This window comes from Nitratireductor sp. OM-1 (assembly GCF_003296175.1).
GTDB lineage: Bacteria > Pseudomonadota > Alphaproteobacteria > Rhizobiales > Rhizobiaceae > Nitratireductor > Nitratireductor aquimarinus.
This window is the reverse complement of the sequence record NZ_CP029208.1, coordinates 1,449,497-1,469,723: the sequence shown is the minus strand read 5'-3', so window position 1 is coordinate 1,469,723 and position 20,227 is coordinate 1,449,497. Positions and strand designations below refer to the sequence as shown.

Sequence of the window (20,227 nt, the reverse complement as noted above, 5' to 3'; positions counted from 1 at the left end):
GCCACAGGCGCGCGGGACAGGCAACAAAGCCGTCAGCGATGCTTTTCGTAGATCGCGATACCGCCGGCCAGATCTTCGATGGCTGCGCCGACGGATTTGAACAGCGTGATTTCGTCGTCGCTCGTCCGCCCCGGCTTCTCGCCGCGTGTCAGCTCGAAGAAATCCGCCTTGATGTCATCCGCCGTAAGTGCGCCGGCGGCAATCGCCTGAACGACGTCGCCGGCCTCCTTGGTCGCGCCGGCATGCGTGTCCACGAAAACCGACGCACGGCGCATCGCCTCGTCGTCGCTCTCGCGCATGGTCGGCGTGAACGCGCCCACCAGATCCACATGAACGCCGGGCTGCAAAAGCGCGCCCTTGACCAGCGGCACGGTGGAAAGCGTTGCACACGACACGATGTCCGCTTCGCCGATGGCTGCATCGAGATCGCCGGCCACGGAGGCGTTCATGCCCTCAGCGCGCAGCGTCTCGGCAACCTTCTCGGCATTTTCGCTGGAGCGGTTCCAGATCCTGATATCGTCAATCGGCCGGATCGCCGAATGGGTGCGCGCCAGCATGGGCGAAAGCGCGCCCGCTCCGACGATCAGCAGCTTCGAGGCATCCTTCCGCGCCAGATAAGAGGCGGCGAGACCGGAGGCGCATGCGGTGCGCCATGCCGTCAGGCGCTGGCCGTCGATCAGCGCCAGCGGTTCGCCCGTGGTGCCGTTCATCAAGAGATAGACCGCCATCACCGCCGGTTTGCCGATGGCGTTGTTGTCCGGCGAGACTGCCGCGATCTTCACGCCGATATAACCGGAATCGTCACCCGCCAGCCGCGAAAAATCGCTCCATGCCGGCATGAGAAGAAGCGTGCTGTCCGCGCCTTCAGGCCGTTCGATATTGTGGTGATGACGCACCGGTTGAACGGCGCCCTTCCTGAAGGCTTCGCCCAATGTCTGCACGAGTTCGGCATAGTCCAGGCACGCGTCGACCTGGTCGGCGGAAATGGAGAGCATCGGCTGGGCCTTCTGGCTGGAGGGTCAGGAGGGGGATTGCGGGATCTGCGGTGCGTTCGGGCTGGCCGGCGGGGCCTGGCGCAGCTTGTCGACTTCCTTCTTGCGCTCGCGCGCATCGCGCCGGTAGCGCCCCTGACGCAGCCAGGTGGCGAGACTGCCGACAATCATGCCGAAACCAAGGGCGGCAAAAAGATAAACGAACAGCGGCCACTCGATGGTGAGCGCCGGATTGCCCGGATTGAACGGGTCGATGGTGAAAGGCACTGCCGCGCGGTTCGCCACTGCAAGCGCGATGATGATCACCGCCAGGGGCACGAGGACAAGAACGAGAATGATGCGGTTGGCCATTTCAATCCACTGCTATCTAAAAAGTAAGTGCCCCCTGAAGAATAGGTGTCCTGGGGAAGGACTAGCTGTCCTTGTCCTCATTGAGGCGCTCGCGCAGCTCCTTGCCGGTCTTGAAGAAGGGAACCCACTTCTCCTCCACCTCAACGGATTCACCGGTGCGCGGGTTGCGGCCCGTGCGGGCGGGACGGTTTTTCACCGAGAACGCGCCGAAGCCCCTTAACTCCACGCGATTGCCTTCTGCGAGCGCGTCCGAAATCTCTTCGAAGATCGCGTTGACGATGTTCTCGACGTCGCGAAGGTAGAGATGCGGGTTGCGATTGGCGATCGTCTGCACGAGCTCTGATTTGATCATGGATTCTTTTCCGCCGCTGAAATGGCCTGTTTAACGCCCGGTCGTTTACGACACAATGGTGATTTTGTTTGCTTTTTTTAGTCAGGCAACCTTCTGTTTTCAGGTTGCCAGACCGACAGCAGACCGTCAAGGAAGATGCGATCCGCGCCCAGCTCGCGCAGGATGTCCGCGCCGCCTTCCGGCACACCGAGGAAACGCGAGGCAAGGTCCGGCAGGAACAGGTTCCCCGTTGTTTCGCGCTTCTTCCACTCCACCACGTCCAGATCTTCGTCCAGCCCCTGTGTGACCAGCCAGGCCTTGGCTTCGCGCTCACCGCCGAGTTCATCGACCAGCCTGAGTTCAACGCCCTGCCGGCCGGTGAAGACCGAACCATCAGCAACCTCGAGCACCTCGTCGCGCGTCAGCGGGCGGCGCTCTGCCACCAGATCGACGAACCAGTCATAGCTGTCGAGGATCATTGAGCGGATCATCGCGCGCGCTTCTTCGCTGGTCGGCTTGAAAGGAGAAGGCTCGGCCTTGAGCGGCGAGGATTTGATTTCCTCCAGCTTCACGCCAATCTTGTCCATGAGGCCGCTCACATCGGGATACTGGAACAGGACGCCGATGGAGCCGACGATGGAGGACTGCCGCGCAACGATGTGATCCGTGGCGCTGGCGATCATGTATCCGGCGGAAGCGGCAAGCGTCCCCACCTGTGCGACAACGGGCTTTTCTGCGGCCAGAAGGCGGATTTCCTCGAAAATGGCTTCACCGCCAGCCGTCGTACCGCCGGGGGAATCGATGGTCAGGATGACGCCCTTGACCGCCGGCGTCTCGCGAATCCGGTCGAGCCGCTCAAGCAGTTCGTCATCCTCGAAGATCGTTCCGGAGATTTTCACCTGCGCAATGTGGCTGGAAGACACGCCGGCCGCATCGCTCATCAGGCGCTGCGTGGCGAAGCCGATTGCCAGCACGATCACCACGAAGGCGGCAATGCGCCAGAAGGTGAGCTTGCGCCGCAGACGCCGACGATCGATCAGTTCATCCGCACGATTGGACATGACAGCCTCGCTTTCACCTTCACCGGGATTTCGTCCTAAACCAGCGCCTTTTAGTCCAAAGCCGCCCCCGGAACCACCGCCTTGTACAAGATTTCGCCGGGAATTCGCGCAACAGCTGCAAACACGAAGAAACTTGCACGTAAATCATTGTCGTTAATCCAAAAATAGCCATATTGGGGTGAGATTTGGAAGCAAGGGGCAAGTTTAGGATCTGAGGCTTTCCGGCTACGCAGTTCTGACCAAGGGGTCGGCGACATCGTTTCGCCGTCAGGCGCGAGGTGCATTCCTCGATGTGCATCCCTCCGGGGGATGGCGCTGACTGTATCCGGGAAGGGCCATGCCCGGGCGTCCACCCGGGCGTCCAGTTGACTGGCCGCCAAGCTCACGGAAAAGCGCAAAGCACATGAGTAACCCAAAAGACAATGCCGCAGGCGCGGCAAGGAGAGGTCACGGCGACGCGATCCGCAACACCGAGCGCGGCGCCGAAGACTTTGCGCTGGCCTCGCGTCACTCCCGGCGCGTGCGCCTTTTGAAGCGCGTGCTGCCGGCTGCTGCAATCGCCATCACGGTGGTCTTCGTTGGCTATTCCTACCTGTTCTCCGGCACACGCGGGGCAATCGATCTGGCCAGCGCCTCCATCGAGGGCGGCTCGCTGGTCATGTCCAGCCCGGAGCTGAACGGCTTCACCAGCGACGACCGCCCCTACAAGATGACCGCCGAACGCGCCCGCCAGAAGCTTGGCGGCGAGGATGTGATTGAGCTGGAAGGCATTCGCGCCCATGTGCCGGTCGATGGCGACAATTTCGCCACCATTCAGGCAAGCGACGGCGTCTATGACCGCGGCAACAACCGCCTCGACATCACCAGCGAAATTGCGCTGCGCACCACGTCGGGCATTGTCGCAAAACTCGACTCCGCCGAAATCGACATCGCAAAAAGCAGCCTCTCCTCCTCGAATCCGGTTGAAATCGAACTTGACGGGACGAAGATTGCAGCCGATTCCTTCGCTGCGGAGGAAGGCGGCAAGGTGTTTGTATTCGATAAACGCGTTCGCGTTACAATCGACCCGTCACGGATCCGTGAAACCGCCGACGCACGCAACTGAGGCTGCGGCACAAGAGGGAACGGAAAGGAACATCATGCGCATCAGAAGCTTCTCAGGGCTCGCCACGGGCGCGCTTCTTTTGGCCGGCCTTTCGTCCGCCGCACTTGCGCAGGATTCGCAAAGCCGCCTGACCGGGCTGCAGCTTTCCGGCGACAAACCCATTCAGATCGAGAGCGAGCGGCTTGAGGTTCGCGAAGAAGACAATGTCGCCGTATTCTCCGGCAATGTCTCCGTCGTTCAGGGTCCGACCCTGCTCAAGGCCGGACGCATGAAGGTCTACTACCTCCAGGACGGCGGTTCGGCCGCAACCGGCAGCGCCAATATCGACCGGCTTGAAGTGGACGGGAACGTCTATGTGAAGTCGGAAAACCAGGTCGCCACCGGCGACAGCGCCACATTCGACATGAAGACCGAAGTGCTTGTTCTCTCGGGCAAGGAAGTGGTCCTGTCCGAAGGCGAGAACGTTATCGTCGGCTGCCGTCTCACGGTTCAGATGAAGAATGGCCAGGCCGAACTCGATGGCTGCAAGGACACGAAGGCCGGCGGCCGCGTGAAGATGCTCCTCACCCCAGGCTCCCAGAACAGGCAGTAACCCGCGTTGATTTCCAAGTTGCGTAAGAAGCGGGCCGCCAAGGAGCCCGCGGCAGAGAATCCTGCGAGCGGCAAGCTTCCCGAGTACAAGGGCACGCTCATCGCGCGCGGCCTCACCAAGGCCTATAAGGGCCGCCAGGTCGTCAGCGGCGTGTCCATCGGCGTGCGCGCCGGCGAGGCCGTGGGCCTGCTCGGGCCGAACGGCGCCGGCAAGACCACCTGTTTCTACATGGTCACCGGCCTCGTGCCGGTGGATCAGGGCACGATCCACATCGACGGCCACGACGTGACCGGCATGCCCATGTATCGCCGCGCCCGGCTTGGCATCGGCTACCTGCCGCAGGAAGCCTCGATCTTTCGCGGCCTGACGGTCGAGCAGAACATTCGCGCCATTCTCGAAGTGGTGGAGCCGAGCCGCAAGGAACGCGACAAGAACCTCGACGCACTGCTCGAAGAGTTCAACATCAGCCATCTGCGCAAATCGCCCTCAGTCGCCCTCTCGGGCGGTGAGCGGCGGCGTCTGGAAATTGCGCGCGCGCTTGCCAGCCGACCGAACTTCATGCTGCTCGACGAGCCCTTTGCCGGCATCGATCCCATCGCCGTGACCGATATTCAGCAGCTCGTGCGTCACCTGACGGCGCGCGGCATCGGCGTGCTCATCACCGACCACAATGTGCGTGAAACGCTGGGCCTGATCGACCGGGCCTACATCATCCATGCCGGTCAGGTTCTGACCCACGGCCGCCCCAACGAGATCGTCGGCAATGCCGATGTGCGTCGCCTCTATCTGGGCGAAGGCTTCACGCTCTAAGCTGCGGCTTCACTGCTTTCTGGCTTGACAAGCAAAAGTCGGGCCAATTGAATCCCGTTCTGCGGCAGCATTGTTGCCGCACCGAACAGGGGCCAAAACTTCATGGTGCTCGCGCCAAAACTCCATCTGCGTCAGACACAATCGCTGGTCATGACGCCGCAGCTTCTGCAGTCCATCAAACTGCTGCAGATGACGCATGTGGAGCTTGAGCATTTTCTCGACGCCGAGATCGAGCGCAATCCGCTTCTGGAACGGGGCGAAGAGAATTCGGAAGAACGCGCCGAAACCTGGCAAAACGAGCAGGAACCACGCGAAAACACCGCAAAATCCATCTCGGAAAAACTGGATTCTTCGCTCGAAAACCTGTTCCCCGACGATCCCGGCACGCAGGAGCGCATCAGCGCCGACCTCTCGGCCCAGTGGAAATCCGCCGGCGGAAACGGCCTGCAGGGCTCCGGCGGCAGCGCCTTCGACCTCGAAAGCACCACCGCCGCCGCAACCACGCTGCGCGACCATGTGAACGGTCAGATCGCGCTCGCCTTTTCAGACCCGGCGCAATTGCTCATCGCTCATGAACTCGCCGATGGCCTCGATGAGGCGGGCTATCTGGCTGTCGAAACGGCGGAGATTGCCGAACGCATCGGCGCGGATCACGCAACGGTCGACGCCGTGCTCGCCACCTGCCAGACCTTCGACCCGCCCGGCATTTTCGCGCGCGATCTGGCTGAATGCCTTGCCCTGCAACTGATTGCGCAGGACCGCTACGACCCGGCCATGAAGGCGATGGTCGACAATCTCGACCTTCTGGCAAAGCGCGACTTCCGCACGCTCGGCCGGCTCTGCGGGGTGGATGCCGAGGATCTGGCCGACATGCTGGCCGAGATCCGCATGCTTGATCCCAAGCCGGGCATGGCGTTTTCCGGCGGCACCGCCGATCCGGTCGTGCCCGACATCGTGGTGCGGACGGCAAGCGACGGAAGCTGGGCGGTGGAGCTGAACCCGGAGACCCTTCCGCGCGTTCTCGTCAACGAGCCCTATTATGCCGAGATTTCTCCCCAGGCGCGCGACAATGAGCGCGAATTCCTGAGCGAATGCCTGCAAAGCGCCAACTGGCTGGCGCGAAGCCTCGACCAGCGGGCCAGAACCATCCTGAAGGTGGCGTCCGAGATCGTGCGCCAGCAGGATGCCTTCCTCGTCCACGGCGTGAGCCATCTGCGCCCGCTCAATCTGCGCACCGTGGCCGAAGCCATCGGCATGCACGAGTCCACCGTCAGCCGCGTCACGGTCAACAAATACATGATGACCCCGCGCGGCACATTCGAGCTGCGCTACTTCTTCACCTCCGCTCTCGCCTCGGCGTCGGGCGGCGATGCACACTCGTCAGAATCCGTGCGCGACCGCATCCGTGCGTTGATCGACGCGGAGAAACCGGCCGCCGTTCTTTCCGACGACGCGCTTGTGGATATGCTGCGCTCGGAGGGCATCGACATAGCCCGCCGCACCGTCGCCAAGTACCGGGAAGCGCTCAATATTCCCTCTTCGGTACAACGCAGGCGCGAGAAGAAGATGCTGGCGGCGGCAGGGGCCGGCTCCTGACCCGAAACCCCGGTCGAATTGACAAGACCGCCGGAAAACACTAGAAGCCCGCCCGCATGGACCACAGGCCTGAGAGCCTTTTAGACTTTTGTCCGTAGTGCCAGCAAACGAAGAAGGGAAACGCGGCAGACCGAGATCACAATCCGCCGCGGCACCTTGTACATGCAAGCCACACGTATAAACTCGATTCGTTCGGTGTCTGATCAGGAAAGGTCTGTATTCAGATGAGCTTACGTATTTCCGGAAAACATATGGACATCGGCGAAGCGTTTCGCTCGCGTATCGAGGGACGCATCGGCGAAGCCGTCGACAAATATTTCGACGGTGGGTTTGCTGGTCGCGTTACGGTAGAAAAGTCGGGTTCTCGTTTTGCCGCCGATTGCATGATCCATCTCGACACTGGCATGGTGTTGCAGGGCACGGGTCAGGCGCAGGAGCCGCAAGCCGCTTTTGATGCTGCCGCAGAGCGCATCGAAAAGCGTCTTCGCCGCTACAAGCGCCGGCTTAAGTCCCACAACAACGGCCAGCATGTCGATCAGATGGACATTGCCTATCGCGTCATGGCCCCGGTGGCCGAAGATGAAGAAGAGGTCCCGGAAGACTACGCGCCGACCGTGGTTGCTGAATCGAAGATGGCCCTGCAGACCATGTCTGTGGCTACCGCCGTCATCGAACTCGACACCAAGGACAATCCTGTCTTCGTGTTCCGCAATGCCGGAAGTAACGAAGTGAACATTGTCTACCGACGCGCCGATGGCAACATCGGCTGGATCGATCCGTCGGTAGTGGCAAGCGCATAAGTTCCGTGCCAGCGTCAGCGCCGGCCATCGAGCATGGCCGGCGGACAGACAAAGCAAAGGATGCATAAGACATGGATCTGAGCGATCTGATCGACCAGAAAGCGGTGATCCCGGCGATGAAGGCCAATTCGAAGAAGCAGCTTCTGCAGCTTCTTGCCGAAAAGGCGGCTGGGGTAACCGGATTGCCGGAGCGCGAGATCTTTGACACGATCCTGCAGCGCGAACGCCTGGGCTCCACCGGTGTGGGCAATGGCGTCGCCATTCCGCACGGCAAGCTGCCCGGCATAGACCGCATCACCGGCGTGTTCGCACGCCTGGAAACGCCGGTCGACTTCGAAGCCATCGACGATCAACCCGTCGATCTGGTCTTCCTGCTGCTTGCGCCGGAAGGCGCCGGCGCTGACCATCTCAAGGCGCTGTCGCGCATTGCGCGCGTGCTGCGCGATGCCGAGAACACCGCCAAGATCCGCGGCACCAAGGATGCTGCCGCCATTCACAGTTTCCTGGCGCAGACGCCGGCTTCCAACGCCGCCTGATCGTCTGCGACAAGCCTGATCGTCTGCGACAGGCAAAATGCCGGAACGGCCTTCTCACATCGAGAAGGCCGTTTCCTTTTGCGTGACCGCAATTTCGACGAAGGGAACCGCCGGATCATTGCCCCGGCGGATGTGCATGCGCCGCTCAGCCAGATCCATGGCGATGGTGCAGATCGTGCCCTTGCGCCCCAGAAACCCGTCACTGTCCCGATACGGGGCCAGGATCGCGTGCTCGGGATGCGTATTGTCGGAAAGAACGGTTTTCAGCCGGGCGAGATCAGCCGGCGTTCCCGGCGTCGTCAGCGCACGGATGCGCTCAAGCCGCGCCGTGGAATTCTCCAGAAGCTCGGCATCGACCGGGGCCTTGCAGGTGACGTAGTGATTGGTGTGCGTGGTCGCCGTACCGCCCGGCTCCATGCGCCGCGCCGCGTCGCCCTCATACTCGATATTGATGGCGCGGCCGTCCCTGCCGGCGACCAGAAGATTGAGCGAGCGCCCCACCCCTGCCCGCTCCAGCGTCTCTTCAACATCGGCCCAGGAGCCGGCGTCGAGAAGTGACCGCAGGAGAATGTGGGAAGGCACGCCGCGCGTGGGCTTGGGCGTCGGCAGGAAGTTCAGGCACACGCCGAAGCCCGCATCATTGAGGCCGACCTTGGCCAGCATGCCGGGCTCGGTCATCGTCAGAAAGCGTTTGCCGCGCTCATCTTCCGAGCGAATGAGAACGACCAGCTCTTCAAGCTTTTCCGACCAGTCCCAGTTCTGCCCCACAAAAGGGGTGCCAGTGTATTGCACCACCGTGCATTCCGACGCTGAGAGTGCGGAGAGAAGCTCGCTGCGCGCATTGAGCGCAACGATCCAGAGAGGATCGACATCCGCACCATCGGCGATGCCATCCATCTCGGCGCAGGCGCGCGGATCGAAAGCCGCGATCACATCGCGAAACTGCGCGGCGGCCGCGAGGATTTCGCCTTCGGGGCGGTCGAAATAGGCTTTGTAGATAGAAAGCGTACGGGCGATCCGCTCATTCAAGGCCGAACCGATCTGGCGGCCTCTTTCTTCCGGTTTGCCCCAAACATCAATAAGCGGAAACGTCCTGCTGCTGGCCGGCATGGCCTTCCTCCAGATTTGACGGCAATCACGATGTAAGTGCCTGCGCCATTCCCTGGAAGATCGGCCCGGCTGTCAAGACGAAAAGGAGACGGCTACCGGCAATCTCTCACCGAAATCCGTCATGCAAGAGTGACTTTTGACAGTGGCTTTCCATCTGCGCGGAAGCGGCGGCGCCTGTTTCCGCGCAGAACGTGTTCGGTCAGTGGAGACTGACGGTCTCCAGATCGTTCTGCATCGCGCCTGCGAGCGCTGTGTCGCGGGCGTCTGCCAGTAAGATGGGCTGACCGTCTGCGCCAAAAAGCGCCCAGAGCCGAGTGCCCGGCTTCAGGTCAGGCATGCCGGGAAACTTGCCCTGCAGGTCTTCGGCATCCATCTCGCGCATATAGGCCACTGCACCCTCGCCGATGTGGGCGAGCTGCTGCTGGGTAATGGCGATCTTGCTTTCATGTTCGGTCATAGAAGCCTCCTTAGCGCAGGCGTTTCCCATGGAAACCAACCCGCTGAAGAGCCCAAGGTTCCGGGACGGGTCAGCCCGCCCGGTTTCCTCCCGAATAAGACCAGTATGTCAGTCTTTCACGGAAATGTTTATTTTTTGTACCAGCCGTTCCGGCTCGGGTCGGTCCAGGTCTATGGACAGGAGGCCGTTCTTGAGATCGGCGTTCAGCACCCGCATGCCTTCCGCCAGCACGAACATGCGCTGAAACTGGCGCGCGGCAATGCCGCGATGGAGGTACTCACGCTCGCCTTCTTCGGTCTGTCGGCCGCGAATGATGAGCTGGTTTTCTTCCGTTGTGACGTCCAGATCATCCGCACCGAAGCCCGCTACGGCCAGTGTTATGCGGAGTCTCACGCCCTGCCCGCCTTCGGCGCGGATGCGCTCGATATTGTAGGGCGGGTAGCCATCGCCCGATTTCGCAATGCGCTCGAGCGTTTTTTCCATGCTGTCGAACCCTAAAAGGAGCGGATTCGAGAAAGGCGTCATACGCGTCATTTATTACAGTCCTCAAAGAGCGACGTGGATAGAAGAAAACCCGAATGGCATTTTCTCCGTTGCAACTGATATGGTCGCTCAAACCCTGCGTTTCAAGCATTTTGGAGCAACTGCATGACGGCGGCGCGCAAGATTATTATCGACACGGATCCCGGTCAGGACGACGCTCTTGCCCTGTTACTGGCGCTGGCCAGCCCCGAGCTGGACGTGCTGGGCATCACCGCCGTGGCCGGCAATGTGCCGCTGGCGCTGACGGAGAAGAACGCGCGCAAGATCTGCGAACTGGCCGGAAAGCCCGGGACGAAGGTTTTCGCCGGCGCGATCCGCCCGCTGGTGCGCGATCTGGTGACGGCGGAGCATGTGCATGGCCGCACCGGCCTCGACGGTCCCGAACTGCCCGAACCCGAAATGCCGCTTCAGGATGGCCATGCGGTCGATTTCATCATCGACACGCTGATGGCCCATGGCGAAGGCGAGATCACGCTCTGCCCGCTCGGCCCCCTCACCAACATCGCGCTGGCGCTGAACCGTGAACCGCGGATCGCCACGCGCATCCGCGAGATCGTGCTGATGGGCGGCGGGTTCTTCGAGGGCGGCAATGTCACCCCCACGGCGGAGTTCAACATCTATGTGGACCCGCATGCGGCCGATGTGGTGCTGCGCTCGGGCGTGCCGGTCGTGATGATGCCGCTCGACGTGACCCACAAGGCGCTGACCACGCGCGCCCGAATCGCCGCCATTCGCGCGCTCGACACGAAGGTCGGCACGGCATGCGCCGAGCTTCTGGAATTCTTCGAGCGCTTCGATGAAGAAAAATACGGCACCGATGGCGGGCCGCTGCACGACCCCTGCGTCATCGCCTATCTTCTGAAGCCCGAACTCTTCACGGGGCGCAGCTGCAATGTCACCGTGGAGACCGGCTCCGAGCTGACCATGGGCATGACGGTGATCGACTGGTGGCGGGTGACGGACCGCCCGGAGAACGCGCTCGTGATGCGCGACATCGACGATGACGGCTTCTTCACGCTCCTGACGGAGCGGCTTGCGCGGCTTTAGGTCGGGTTGCAGTCAGGTGAAAACACCTGACTGCTGAACGCTCAGGCGAGCGCCGCGTCCACATCCTTGCGCAGCGGAATGGCCGGCTGCGCGCCGGGTTTCAGGCAGGCGAGCGCGCCTGCCGCCGCAGCCTGACGCAATGCGGCTTCCAGTTTCAGCCCCTCGGCCAGCCCTGCCGCCAGATAGCCGCAGAACGTGTCGCCGGCTCCAACCGTGTCGACCGGCGTGATCTTCATCGACGGGCAGGTAACGAAACCGTCCGGCGTTGCAGCCCACGCGCCTTCACCGCCCAGCGTCACGATGACGATGCGGCCGGTCTTTGCCACGAACGCTTCCATGCGCGCGCGCCGGTCTGCGCCTTCAAGCCCCAGCGCATCGGCGTAGAGGTCGAACTCGGTCTCATTGGCGACCACGTAATCCGCATCGGCAAGCAGCGACGCCGCCTCGGGCCGGTAGGGCGCGGTGTTGAGCACCGAAATGGCCTCGGCCCTGCGCGCTTCCTCGATGGAGGCCGCAACGGTCTCGATCGGGATTTCAAGCTGCAGAAGCACATGGTCACCGGCGGCCAGTGCGGCCTGCGCCACATGGCCGGGCAGAACATCGGCATTGGCGCCCGGAACGACGGCGATGGTGTTTTCGCCTTCCCGGTCAACGAGGATATGGGCCGTGCCGGTGGCGCTTTCGGCCCGGTGCACGGCGGAGAGATCGACGCCCGCCGTCTCCAGAAGCTCCAGCGCCTCGCCGGCGAACGGATCATTGCCCACCGCCCCGACAATGCGGGTGCGCGCGCCGGCCCGCCGTGCGGCCAGCGCCTGGTTCGCGCCCTTGCCGCCCGGCGCAGTGACGAATGTGTCGCCGGGCACCGTTTCGCCGGGCTTCGGCAGCCGATGCACCGTGGCGATCAGGTCGAGGTTGATGGAACCGATAATGACGATCAAGACTGTCTCCCGCGCTTATTCGCGCCGGAAAGTAGAGCATCGGGCCGAAAAGTGGAATCCGCTTTTTCGGTTGTTCCGATGCTCCCTCAAGAGACGTCTTTGCGGGGTCAGGCTTGCTGATTTTCCTGCGAGAGCTGCCCCGCTTCCCAGCCAAGGATGGCGCGCTTGCGCGTGAGGCCCCAGTGATAGCCCGTGAGCGCACCCGACTTGCCGACGGCGCGATGACACGGCACCACGAAGGAAACCGGGTTGGCACCCACCGCTGCGCCAACCGCGCGCGAGGCGCTTGGCTTGCCGATGGTGCCGGCAATGTCGGAATAGGCGCAGGCGCGACCCATCGGGATTTTCAGCAGCGCGTCCCAGACCCGCACCTGAAAATCGGTTCCGATCAGCACCACGCGCAGCGGCTCGTCGGCGCGCCAGCGCGACGGCTCGAACACGCGCGCCGCATAGGGCGCGGTGGCGGCCATGTCTTCCATATAATCGGCATTGGGCCAGCGCGAGGCCATGTCCTCGAACGCCGCACGCTCCTCGCCCGCATCGCAAAAGGCAAGGCCCGCAAGGCCGCGTTCCGTGACCATGACCAGGGCCTGACCGAAGGGCGAAATGTGAAACCCGTAGCGCATGGTGAGCCCCGCCCCGCGCGCCTTGTATTCGCCAGGTGAAATCGCCTCATGCGTCACGAACAGATCGTGCAGACGGCCCGGCCCCGACATGCCCAGCTCAAGGGCAGCATCAAGCAGCGGCATGCCGGAATCGAGAAGCCGCCGCGCGTGATCCAGCGTCACCGCCTGCAGGAACGCCTTGGGCGAAAGCCCCGCCCAGCGCGTGAAGAGTTTTTGCAGGCCGGTCGGCGTGTCGCCCACCTCCTGCGCGATTTCCTCCAGCGAGGGCTGGTCGCGATAATCGAGGCTGATCTTTTCGATGACCCGGCGCACGATCTCGTAATCGGTGCCCTCCGGGGTCACATCGCGTTGCAAAAGCGCGGTCTGCATGTTCATGGCGTCCATTCCCGGCGCCGGCCGCTGTCGCGCCGCGCCTCGTCAAATCTCTATCGAAGCCGACAATGACGGTTTCAGCGCATCCGCACCACCCGTTTCCTGCAAAGCTCAGCGCCCCTTGGCGGTGGCCAGCGCCTGCCCGAATGCGGTGGCGAAGCTTTCACGGTCGTCGGGGTTCAGAAAGCTGCCCAGTTCGACCCGCTCGCCACGCATTTCCACCGCCATGTCGGTGATGCCGATCTCATCGTGACGGTCGATGCGGAACCGCGTCCAGAACGGGTTGAAATGATGCTCCTCCGCCTTGCCGGAGGGCGGCACTTTGCGAATGTCGAGGCTGGTGCGCGACAGGCGCACTTCCTCGCGCACCCGCGCGGCGCGATAGTTCACCCGAAACGCCACATAGATGGCCAGAATGTCGAGCCCGAAAAAGCCGAACACCGGCCATGCGCCGATCCGCAGGAAGACTGCGCCGATGGTCATCCACACAAGCAGGAGAAGGCCCATCAGAACGGCAAACCCACGCCCGCTCAGCGAGCGATAAGGCGTGAGCAACGCCTGAAAAACAGGTGCGTCTGCGGTGTTTGTTTCAGCCATGATCCCGATTATAGAAGGCACATGGAAAAGCCCAAGAAGAAAATTGCAGCACCCCGCAAACCAGGCCGCACCCGCCGCCGCAGGACCGTTTACACGCCAGAGGAGATCCACGAGATCTTCCGCCGTTTCTCGGTGCAGCGCCCGGAGCCGAAGGGCGAGCTGGAGCATGTCAACGCCTTCACCCTTCTGGTGGCGGTGGTGCTTTCCGCGCAGGCAACCGACGCCGGCGTGAACAAGGCGACACGCGATCTCTTCAAGGTGGCCGACACGCCGGAGAAAATGCTGGCGCTCGGCGAGGAGCAGGTGGGCGAATACATCCGCACCATCGGCCTGTGGCGCAACAAGGCGAAAAACGTCATCGCGCTGAGCGAGGCGCTGATCCGCGATCACGGGTCACAGGTGCCCGACAATCGCGAGGCGCTGGTCACCCTGCCGGGCGTCGGGCGCAAGACGGCCAATGTGGTTCTCAACATGTCGTTCGGGCAGCCCACCATGGCCGTCGACACGCATATCCTGCGCATCGGCAACCGGATCGGGCTTGCGCCGGGCAAAACGCCCGAGCAGATCGAGGACACGCTGGTGAAGATCATTCCGGCGGAGTTCATGCGCCACGCCCATCACTGGCTGATCCTGCACGGGCGCTATGTCTGCAAGGCGCGCAAGCCCGACTGCGTGGCCTGCGTGATCGCCGATATCTGCAAGTCGGCGGAGAAGACGAACGAAATCCCCGCCCCGCTGGTGGAGCTGGCTCCGCAGGCCTGATTCAGCAATTCCAGGAAAAGTGGGAACCGGTTTTCCGTCCGGAATTGCGAAGCTCTAGCCGCGCAACTCCACCCCGCGCGCCGCACGGGCCGCGTCTTCCTGTGAAATCAGCTTGTGCAGGTGCACCATCATGGCCGCCGCAAACAGCGGCGTCAGCAGGTTGAGGATCGGCACGGCCAGGAAGCCCGCGATCACCAGACCGGCAAGGAAGATGGTGCCCGCATGGCGGCGGCGCAGCGCCTTTGCATCCGCCTCGCTGCGGAAGCGCATGGCGGCGAATTCGAAGAATTCACGCCCCAGCAGATAGCCGTTGACGAGGAAGAAGGCGAGAATGTTCACGCCCGGCACCAGAAGCAGCAGGAGCGCGATGATGTTGCCGAGAATGACGACGCCGAAAAACTTGATGGATGTGGCTATGGCCGCGCCAAGCGGCAGCGCCTTGCCGGGCGGGTCCTGCGGATAGTCTTCCTTCTCCACCACCTCGGCCACATCGTCGAGGAAGAGACCGGCGATCACGGCGGTCACCGGCGCGATGAGAAGCGCAAGCCCGGCTGCAAGTCCAAGCCCCGCCGCAATCCCCGCGACGAAGCTCAGCCAGCCCAGCCATGAAGGCATATCCGGGAAGAACGCATCGAACCACGGCAGCGCGAAATACTCGAACAGTTCCTTTGTGCCGAGCCACACGCCGACAAGCACGAGAAGCGTCAGACCGAGCGTCTTGAAGAACACGCTGCGGAACTCACGGGAGAAAAGACGGCTTATGGCGGCGCGCGCCGCATCAAGGATCATACGGGTAAAGGGCCTTTCACGGTGTGTCTGCCGCTTCGAGATAGGGTGCGCTCAAGGCCGGTGCAAGGCGCACGGTTCGCACCGATGGCTTGCAAATCCCGGTCAAACCGCTAAACCGCCCGGAGATTTGAGCCAACAACGCTTCCCTTGCATATCTGGAGATCTGAACTTGAGCGAATATGACGTGCTGTGCATCGGCAACGCCATTGTCGACATTATCGCCCGTTGCGACGAAGCGTTTCTGGAAGACAACAACATCATCCGCGGCGCGATGAACCTCATCGACGTCGACCGCGCCACCCTGCTCTATGACCGCATGGGACAGGCCATCGAGGCTTCCGGCGGCAGCGCTGGCAACACGGCGGCCGGCATTGCGGGCTTCGGCGGCAAGGCTGCCTATTTCGGCAAGGTCTCCGACGATGCGCTCGGCAAGATCTTCGCGCACGACATTCGCGCGCTGGGCGTCGCCTTCGACACCAAGCCGCTTGACGGGCATCCGCCGACAGCCCGCTCCATGATCTTCGTCACCCCGGATGGCGAGCGTTCCATGAACACCTATCTGGGCGCCTGCGTGGAGCTTGGCCCGGAAGACGTGGAAGAGAAAAAGGCCAGCGGTTCCAAGGTCACCTATTTCGAGGGCTATCTGTGGGACCCGCCGCGCGCCAAGGAAGCGATCCGCATGACCGCCGACGCGGCCCATGCCGCAGGCCGTGAAGTCGCCATGTCACTGTCCGACCCGTTCTGCGTCGACCGCTACCGCAACGAGTTTCTGGAACTGATGCGCTCGGGCCGCGTGAACATCGTTTTCGCCAATGAGCACGAGCTTCTGTCGCTTTACCAGACCGCGTCCTTCGACAGTGCACTGGAAGAAATCCGCAGAGACACAAGCATGGCGATCGTGACCCGCTCCGAGAAGGGCTCGATCATCGTCACCAGGGATGAGACGATCCCGGTCGACGCCATTGCCATCGACGAACTGGTGGACACCACCGGCGCAGGCGATCTCTATGCGGCAGGCTTTCTCTACGGCTACACGAACGGGCGCAGCCTCGCCGATTGCGGCCGGCTGGGCTCATTCGCCGCCGGTCTGGTCATCCAGCAGTATGGCCCGCGCCCGCAGAAAGACCTGCGCTACGAGGCCGAACAGGCTGGCCTGATCTAGGGGTACTACTCTAGCTCTTCCGGCGGACGGCCCGGGCGCGAACGATAGCGCGGGATCGTCCAGCCGAATTTGAGGGCGCCGCCGCGCACGAGAAATGCGGCGGTGACGGCGATCAGGGCCGCCACAGCGCCCTGCACACCTGCCAGATCGGCCACGGTGAACACGCTGGCGCCGACGAGTGCGGCAGAGACATAGACTTCCGGACGCATGAGAACCGACGGTTCGCCCGCCAGCACATCGCGCAGCACGCCGCCGAATGTTGCGGTGAGCATGCCCGTCACCACCGCCACGATGGCCGAACCGGACGCTTCAAGCCCCTTGGCCGCGCCCAGCACCGAATAGGCGGCAAGGCCGGCGGCATCGAGCCACAGAAGCAGCCGATAGCGATATTCCACCAGCGGCGCGCCAAAGAAGACGAGCAGCGCCACGACGGCGCAGACGATGATGTAGATGTGGTTTTCGACCCAGAAGACCGGAACGCCCAGAACGAGATCGCGCAGCGTGCCGCCGCCTGTGCCCGTCACACCGGCCAGGAACATGAAACCGATAAGGTCGAGTTCCTTGCGTGAGGCCGCAAGCGCGCCTGTGGCGGCAAACACCGCAACACCCGCATAATCAAGAAGCTGAATAGGATCCATCTGGCCCTCCCCGGCACTCTGGATAGCCGAAGGGCGGATGAATAGGAAGCAAGCGCCGCTACAAAGCGATTTTTGCGCCCGGAAAGGGGTGAAGGAGAGGTCTGTCGCCGCGGGCGCGCGATGCCCCGCGGCGATGAACAAATCACGCTTTACGCGTCGCGTTCGGCCTGCGGATTGGGCGGGCCGGGTTCTGCCGAAGCATTCTCGCCATTCTGCACCGCGCCGGCCTTCGGGCCGCCCTTGGCGACGCCGACCATGGCCGGGCGCAGAACGCGCTCGCCGATCACGAAGCCCTGCTGCACCACCTGAACGACGGTGTTTTCAGGAGTTGTCGGGTCCGGCACCTCGAACATTGCCTGATGGAAATGCGGGTCGAAACGCTCGCCCTTCGGGTCGAGCTGCTTCACGCCATGGCGCTCCAGCGTGGAGAGCATGGAGCGCTCCGTCATCTCGACGCCTTCCATCAGCGAGGAAAGGCCGCTCTCGGCAGCCGCGCGGGCTTCCGCCGGCACCGCTTCGAGCGCACGGCGCAGATTGTCGGAAACCGTCAGCATGTCGCGGGCAAAGCCGGCGATCGAATAGCTGCGCGCTTCGGCGACGTCGCGTGCGGTGCGCTTGCGCAGGTTTTCCATTTCGGCCGCGAGGCGAAGGGCGCGTTCCTTCAGCTCCTCGTTTTCCCTGGCCAGCCGCACCAGGACGTCTTCTTCCGAAACCGCCTCGCCGCCGGCGTGCGCTTCGGACGCCTTCAGGTCCTGCTCCTCGGCCGTTCCGGGTCTGGTTGCTTCGTTGTCCTTAGCCTGATTGGTCATGACAGTCCGTCTATGGTTCTAGAATTGTTCGGGTATTGCGTCCGATATCGAGGTTCGTGCGGGCAAAATCAAGGGGTGGGCTGACGCATTCGCGCAAGGATTCCCGGTGTAACTTAATCTGCTAGCGCAGAAGGCGGCCAACGATCTGGGCCGTATAGTCGACCATCGGCACGATGCGGGCATAGTTGAGCCGCGTGGGCCCAATGACGCCAAGCGCGCCAATCACGCGCGATTCCTGATCACGGTAGGGCGCAACCACAAGCGACGAGCCGGAAAGCGAGAAGAGCCGGTTTTCCGAGCCGATAAAGATGCGCACGCCCGACCCTTCCTCGGCCATGTCGAGAAGCTGGATGAGACCTTCCTTGGTCTCCAGATCTTCGAACAGCCGGCGCAGAAGCTCCAGATCGGCCTCCGCCGTCAGGTTTTCCAGAAGGTTTGCCCGGCCACGCACGATCAGCCGCGCCGGCTGGCCGCTTTCCGTCCCCGCCCACACGGCGAGCCCCTGCTCCACCAGCTCCTGCGAGAGCGTGTCGAGCGCGGCGCGTGTTTCTTCCTGCAGGCGCGACAGCTCGGTCCGCGTTTCGGCGAGCGTGCGGCCACGAATATGCGCGTTGAGGAAGTTGGACGCCTCGTGCAATTGCGAGATGGTGACGCCTTCCGGCAGATCAATGACGCGGTTTTCCACGTCGCCATTCTGCGAGACGAGAACGGCAAGCCCCTTGCGCGGCTCAAGCTGCACGAACTCGATATGCTTGAGCGCTGCCTCCGACTTGGTGGCGAGCACCAGCCCCGCGCCGCGCGACAGGCCGGACAGAAGCTGGCTCGCCTCCGTCAGCATGTGATCGAGCGAATGACCGCTGCTCGACGCCTTGACCTGCGTTTCGATGATGCGGCGCTCATTGTCCGACAGGTCGCCGATTTCCATGAAGGCGTCGACGAAGAAGCGTAACCCCTGCTGCGTGGGCATGCGGCCGGCAGAAACATGCGGCGCGTAAATGAGGCCCAGATGCTCCAGGTCGCTCATCACATTGCGGATGGTGGCCGGCGAAAGCTGCGTGGAGAGAATGCGCGAGAGGCTGCGCGAGCCCAGCGGGTCGCCGTCTCTCAGATAGGATTCGACGATGACGCGGAAAATCTCGCGGGAGCGGGAATCCAGCGATTGCAGTGCGTGTTCGTGAAAATCTCTGTCCAAGACTGGTTTCGTCATTCGCGGCCTCTGATATGTCGAATATAAGCGGCATCCCATGGATGACAACAGTCATGAAGGTGCGCGCACAGCTGGATTTCCAGTCATTTCCGGATTTCCTTTGCGTTGACGCACCCGCGAAGCTACAAGCCGCCAACACCAAATGACACTGGAGAGAACCGCCCATGCGCCCTTCCAAACGCGAACCCGATGAAATGCGTGCCGTCAGCTTCGAGCGGGGCTTTTCCAAGCACGCTGAGGGGTCGTGTCTGGTGCGCTTCGGCGACACCCACGTGCTGTGCACGGCCAGCCTCGAAGAGCGCGTGCCGCCATGGCTCCGCAATTCCGGCCAGGGCTGGGTGACGGCGGAATACGGCATGCTGCCGCGCTCCACCGGCGACCGCATGCGCCGCGAGGCCTCTTCCGGCAAGCAGGGCGGCCGCACGCTCGAGATCCAGCGCCTGATCGGCCGCTCGCTGCGCTCGGTCGTCGACCTGCAGGCGCTTGGCGAAAAGCAGATCACCGTCGACTGCGACGTGATCCAGGCCGATGGCGGCACCCGCACGGCAGCCATCACCGGCGGTTTCATCGCCCTTTCGGACTGCCTTTCGTGGATGGAAGCACGCCAGATGGTCAGCCGCGACAAGGTCCTCAAGGACCATGTGGCCGCCATTTCCTGCGGCATCTACAACGGAACGCCCGTTCTCGACCTCGACTATCCCGAGGATTCGGCTGCCGAGACCGACGCCAACTTCGTGATGACCGGCAAGGGCGGCATCGTGGAGATTCAGGGCACGGCTGAAGGCGAGCCCTTCTCCGAGGACGAGTTCGCAGCCTTGATGGGACTTGCCCGCAAGGGTATCACCAAGCTCGTGGACATGCAGAAGATGGCAATCTCCTGAGCTGGATCGCCGTGCGTCCCATTCGGACGCACAAAGGACGATCTGAACCTTAGATGGAGCATCGGAATAGACCGAAAACCGGTTTCCACTTTCGGTCCGATGCTCTGATCCCGAA

24 protein-coding genes are annotated in these 20,227 nt (G+C 62.7%); 10 read left to right on the top strand and 14 right to left on the bottom strand.

Features of this window, described 5'->3' with window-relative positions:
* Positions 1-32: 32 nt before the first annotated feature.
* From DEJ54_RS07040 to sppA, 4 genes are all read right to left on the bottom strand, one after another.
* Entirely contained in the window at positions 33-995 is a 963-nt protein-coding gene (locus tag DEJ54_RS07040) for an ornithine cyclodeaminase family protein (protein ID WP_113153941.1), read from the bottom strand.
* A 24-nt stretch (positions 996-1,019) separates the two neighbouring features.
* Positions 1,020-1,343 (bottom strand): LapA family protein, encoded by a 324-nt coding sequence (locus DEJ54_RS07035; protein WP_113153940.1) that lies wholly within the window; start codon positions 1,341-1,343, stop codon positions 1,020-1,022.
* A 61-nt stretch (positions 1,344-1,404) separates the two neighbouring features.
* Positions 1,405-1,695 (bottom strand): integration host factor subunit beta, encoded by a 291-nt coding sequence (locus tag DEJ54_RS07030; RefSeq protein ID WP_113153939.1) that lies wholly within the window; start codon positions 1,693-1,695, stop codon positions 1,405-1,407.
* A gap of 77 nt (positions 1,696-1,772) precedes the next feature.
* The gene (sppA, locus tag DEJ54_RS07025; protein ID WP_113153938.1) at positions 1,773-2,735 is read right to left on the bottom strand and encodes a signal peptide peptidase SppA; all 963 of its coding nucleotides are present in this window, start codon (positions 2,733-2,735) and stop codon (positions 1,773-1,775) included.
* Between the two features lie 403 nt (positions 2,736-3,138).
* Here sppA and lptC point away from each other — a divergent pair, with 403 nt between their 5' ends.
* From lptC to ptsN, 6 genes are all read left to right on the top strand, one after another.
* A complete protein-coding gene (lptC, locus tag DEJ54_RS07020; RefSeq protein ID WP_113153937.1) occupies positions 3,139-3,840 on the top strand; it encodes an LPS export ABC transporter periplasmic protein LptC in 702 nt (233 codons plus the stop codon).
* A 34-nt stretch (positions 3,841-3,874) separates the two neighbouring features.
* Complete coding sequence (locus DEJ54_RS07015) at positions 3,875-4,432, top strand: LptA/OstA family protein (RefSeq protein ID WP_113153936.1); 558 nt, start codon at positions 3,875-3,877, stop codon at positions 4,430-4,432.
* 6 nt (positions 4,433-4,438) lie between these two features.
* Complete coding sequence (gene lptB, locus DEJ54_RS07010) at positions 4,439-5,242, top strand: LPS export ABC transporter ATP-binding protein (protein ID WP_113153935.1); 804 nt, start codon at positions 4,439-4,441, stop codon at positions 5,240-5,242.
* 102 nt (positions 5,243-5,344) lie between these two features.
* Positions 5,345-6,838, top strand: coding sequence for an RNA polymerase factor sigma-54 (rpoN, locus tag DEJ54_RS07005; RefSeq protein ID WP_113153934.1), 1,494 nt, complete (start codon positions 5,345-5,347; stop codon positions 6,836-6,838).
* Positions 6,839-7,062: 224 nt separating this feature from the next.
* Positions 7,063-7,638 carry a ribosome hibernation-promoting factor, HPF/YfiA family gene (gene hpf, locus DEJ54_RS07000; protein WP_113153933.1) on the top strand — a complete coding sequence of 192 codons (576 nt, stop codon included), beginning with the start codon at positions 7,063-7,065 and terminating at the stop codon, positions 7,636-7,638.
* A gap of 71 nt (positions 7,639-7,709) precedes the next feature.
* Positions 7,710-8,174: a PTS IIA-like nitrogen regulatory protein PtsN gene (ptsN, locus tag DEJ54_RS06995; protein WP_113153932.1), complete on the top strand. Its 465-nt coding sequence runs from the start codon at positions 7,710-7,712 to the stop codon at positions 8,172-8,174.
* Positions 8,175-8,228: 54 nt separating this feature from the next.
* On the opposite strand, the gene DEJ54_RS06990 is transcribed toward ptsN, so the two are convergent.
* The 3 genes from DEJ54_RS06990 to DEJ54_RS06980 form a co-directional block, all read right to left on the bottom strand.
* Positions 8,229-9,284: a C45 family peptidase gene (locus DEJ54_RS06990; RefSeq protein WP_113153931.1), complete on the bottom strand. Its 1,056-nt coding sequence runs from the start codon at positions 9,282-9,284 to the stop codon at positions 8,229-8,231.
* 199 nt (positions 9,285-9,483) lie between these two features.
* Positions 9,484-9,741, bottom strand: a complete 258-nt coding sequence (locus tag DEJ54_RS06985; RefSeq protein ID WP_113153930.1) for a DUF1150 family protein — start codon at positions 9,739-9,741, stop codon at positions 9,484-9,486.
* 108 nt (positions 9,742-9,849) lie between these two features.
* The gene (locus DEJ54_RS06980) at positions 9,850-10,275 is read right to left on the bottom strand and encodes an Hsp20 family protein (protein WP_113153929.1); all 426 of its coding nucleotides are present in this window, start codon (positions 10,273-10,275) and stop codon (positions 9,850-9,852) included.
* A 114-nt stretch (positions 10,276-10,389) separates the two neighbouring features.
* On the opposite strand from DEJ54_RS06980, the gene DEJ54_RS06975 reads away from it, so the two are divergent.
* On the top strand, positions 10,390-11,331 hold the full coding sequence (locus DEJ54_RS06975) for a nucleoside hydrolase (protein ID WP_113153928.1): 942 nt from the start codon (positions 10,390-10,392) through the stop codon (positions 11,329-11,331).
* Positions 11,332-11,372: 41 nt separating this feature from the next.
* On the opposite strand, the gene DEJ54_RS06970 is transcribed toward DEJ54_RS06975, so the two are convergent.
* From DEJ54_RS06970 to DEJ54_RS06960, 3 genes are all read right to left on the bottom strand, one after another.
* Positions 11,373-12,269, bottom strand: a complete 897-nt coding sequence (locus DEJ54_RS06970; protein WP_113153927.1) for a ribokinase — start codon at positions 12,267-12,269, stop codon at positions 11,373-11,375.
* Between the two features lie 107 nt (positions 12,270-12,376).
* On the bottom strand, positions 12,377-13,270 hold the full coding sequence (locus tag DEJ54_RS06965) for a bifunctional helix-turn-helix domain-containing protein/methylated-DNA--[protein]-cysteine S-methyltransferase (protein ID WP_113156137.1): 894 nt from the start codon (positions 13,268-13,270) through the stop codon (positions 12,377-12,379).
* Between the two features lie 108 nt (positions 13,271-13,378).
* Complete coding sequence (locus tag DEJ54_RS06960) at positions 13,379-13,864, bottom strand: DUF2244 domain-containing protein (protein ID WP_113153926.1); 486 nt, start codon at positions 13,862-13,864, stop codon at positions 13,379-13,381.
* A gap of 21 nt (positions 13,865-13,885) precedes the next feature.
* On the opposite strand from DEJ54_RS06960, the gene nth reads away from it, so the two are divergent.
* Positions 13,886-14,626: an endonuclease III gene (gene nth / locus DEJ54_RS06955; RefSeq protein ID WP_113153925.1), complete on the top strand. Its 741-nt coding sequence runs from the start codon at positions 13,886-13,888 to the stop codon at positions 14,624-14,626.
* Positions 14,627-14,680: 54 nt separating this feature from the next.
* On the opposite strand, the gene DEJ54_RS06950 is transcribed toward nth, so the two are convergent.
* Positions 14,681-15,415, bottom strand: a complete 735-nt coding sequence (locus DEJ54_RS06950) for a sulfate transporter family protein (protein WP_113153924.1) — start codon at positions 15,413-15,415, stop codon at positions 14,681-14,683.
* A gap of 169 nt (positions 15,416-15,584) precedes the next feature.
* Between DEJ54_RS06950 and DEJ54_RS06945 the strand changes: the two genes are divergently transcribed.
* Complete coding sequence (locus DEJ54_RS06945) at positions 15,585-16,577, top strand: adenosine kinase (protein WP_113153923.1); 993 nt, start codon at positions 15,585-15,587, stop codon at positions 16,575-16,577.
* Between the two features lie 5 nt (positions 16,578-16,582).
* Here DEJ54_RS06945 and DEJ54_RS06940 read toward each other — a convergent pair whose 3' ends face one another.
* The 3 genes from DEJ54_RS06940 to hrcA all read right to left on the bottom strand — a co-directional run bounded on the left by DEJ54_RS06940 (position 16,583) and on the right by hrcA (position 19,231).
* A complete protein-coding gene (locus tag DEJ54_RS06940) occupies positions 16,583-17,215 on the bottom strand; it encodes a trimeric intracellular cation channel family protein (RefSeq protein WP_113153922.1) in 633 nt (210 codons plus the stop codon).
* Positions 17,216-17,364: 149 nt separating this feature from the next.
* On the bottom strand, positions 17,365-18,024 hold the full coding sequence (gene grpE, locus DEJ54_RS06935) for a nucleotide exchange factor GrpE (protein ID WP_113153921.1): 660 nt from the start codon (positions 18,022-18,024) through the stop codon (positions 17,365-17,367).
* A gap of 121 nt (positions 18,025-18,145) precedes the next feature.
* On the bottom strand, positions 18,146-19,231 hold the full coding sequence (gene hrcA / locus DEJ54_RS06930) for a heat-inducible transcriptional repressor HrcA (RefSeq protein WP_113153920.1): 1,086 nt from the start codon (positions 19,229-19,231) through the stop codon (positions 18,146-18,148).
* Positions 19,232-19,395: 164 nt separating this feature from the next.
* Between hrcA and rph the strand changes: the two genes are divergently transcribed.
* Positions 19,396-20,112 carry a ribonuclease PH gene (rph, locus tag DEJ54_RS06925; protein ID WP_113153919.1) on the top strand — a complete coding sequence of 239 codons (717 nt, stop codon included), beginning with the start codon at positions 19,396-19,398 and terminating at the stop codon, positions 20,110-20,112.
* Positions 20,113-20,227 lie beyond the last annotated feature (115 nt).

What these genes read in the sequence shown, in the direction of transcription:
- DEJ54_RS07040 (WP_113153941.1), bottom strand. Translation starts at nt 995, where the DNA reads ATGCTCTCCATTTCCGCCGACCAGGTCGACGCGTGCCTGGACTATGCC.
- DEJ54_RS07035 (WP_113153940.1), bottom strand. Translation starts at nt 1,343, where the DNA reads ATGGCCAACCGCATCATTCTCGTTCTTGTCCTCGTGCCCCTGGCGGTG.
- DEJ54_RS07030 (WP_113153939.1), bottom strand. Translation starts at nt 1,695, where the DNA reads ATGATCAAATCAGAGCTCGTGCAGACGATCGCCAATCGCAACCCGCAT.
- sppA (WP_113153938.1), bottom strand. Translation starts at nt 2,735, where the DNA reads ATGTCCAATCGTGCGGATGAACTGATCGATCGTCGGCGTCTGCGGCGC.
- lptC (WP_113153937.1), top strand. Translation starts at nt 3,139, where the DNA reads ATGAGTAACCCAAAAGACAATGCCGCAGGCGCGGCAAGGAGAGGTCAC.
- DEJ54_RS07015 (WP_113153936.1), top strand. Translation starts at nt 3,875, where the DNA reads ATGCGCATCAGAAGCTTCTCAGGGCTCGCCACGGGCGCGCTTCTTTTG.
- rpoN (WP_113153934.1), top strand. Translation starts at nt 5,345, where the DNA reads ATGGTGCTCGCGCCAAAACTCCATCTGCGTCAGACACAATCGCTGGTC.
- hpf (WP_113153933.1), top strand. Translation starts at nt 7,063, where the DNA reads ATGAGCTTACGTATTTCCGGAAAACATATGGACATCGGCGAAGCGTTT.
- ptsN (WP_113153932.1), top strand. Translation starts at nt 7,710, where the DNA reads ATGGATCTGAGCGATCTGATCGACCAGAAAGCGGTGATCCCGGCGATG.
- DEJ54_RS06990 (WP_113153931.1), bottom strand. Translation starts at nt 9,284, where the DNA reads ATGCCGGCCAGCAGCAGGACGTTTCCGCTTATTGATGTTTGGGGCAAA.
- DEJ54_RS06985 (WP_113153930.1), bottom strand. Translation starts at nt 9,741, where the DNA reads ATGACCGAACATGAAAGCAAGATCGCCATTACCCAGCAGCAGCTCGCC.
- DEJ54_RS06980 (WP_113153929.1), bottom strand. Translation starts at nt 10,275, where the DNA reads ATGACGCGTATGACGCCTTTCTCGAATCCGCTCCTTTTAGGGTTCGAC.
- DEJ54_RS06975 (WP_113153928.1), top strand. Translation starts at nt 10,390, where the DNA reads ATGACGGCGGCGCGCAAGATTATTATCGACACGGATCCCGGTCAGGAC.
- DEJ54_RS06965 (WP_113156137.1), bottom strand. Translation starts at nt 13,270, where the DNA reads ATGAACATGCAGACCGCGCTTTTGCAACGCGATGTGACCCCGGAGGGC.
- DEJ54_RS06960 (WP_113153926.1), bottom strand. Translation starts at nt 13,864, where the DNA reads ATGGCTGAAACAAACACCGCAGACGCACCTGTTTTTCAGGCGTTGCTC.
- nth (WP_113153925.1), top strand. Translation starts at nt 13,886, where the DNA reads ATGGAAAAGCCCAAGAAGAAAATTGCAGCACCCCGCAAACCAGGCCGC.
- DEJ54_RS06950 (WP_113153924.1), bottom strand. Translation starts at nt 15,415, where the DNA reads ATGATCCTTGATGCGGCGCGCGCCGCCATAAGCCGTCTTTTCTCCCGT.
- DEJ54_RS06940 (WP_113153922.1), bottom strand. Translation starts at nt 17,215, where the DNA reads ATGGATCCTATTCAGCTTCTTGATTATGCGGGTGTTGCGGTGTTTGCC.
- grpE (WP_113153921.1), bottom strand. Translation starts at nt 18,024, where the DNA reads ATGACCAATCAGGCTAAGGACAACGAAGCAACCAGACCCGGAACGGCC.
- hrcA (WP_113153920.1), bottom strand. Translation starts at nt 19,231, where the DNA reads ATGACGAAACCAGTCTTGGACAGAGATTTTCACGAACACGCACTGCAA.
- rph (WP_113153919.1), top strand. Translation starts at nt 19,396, where the DNA reads ATGCGCCCTTCCAAACGCGAACCCGATGAAATGCGTGCCGTCAGCTTC.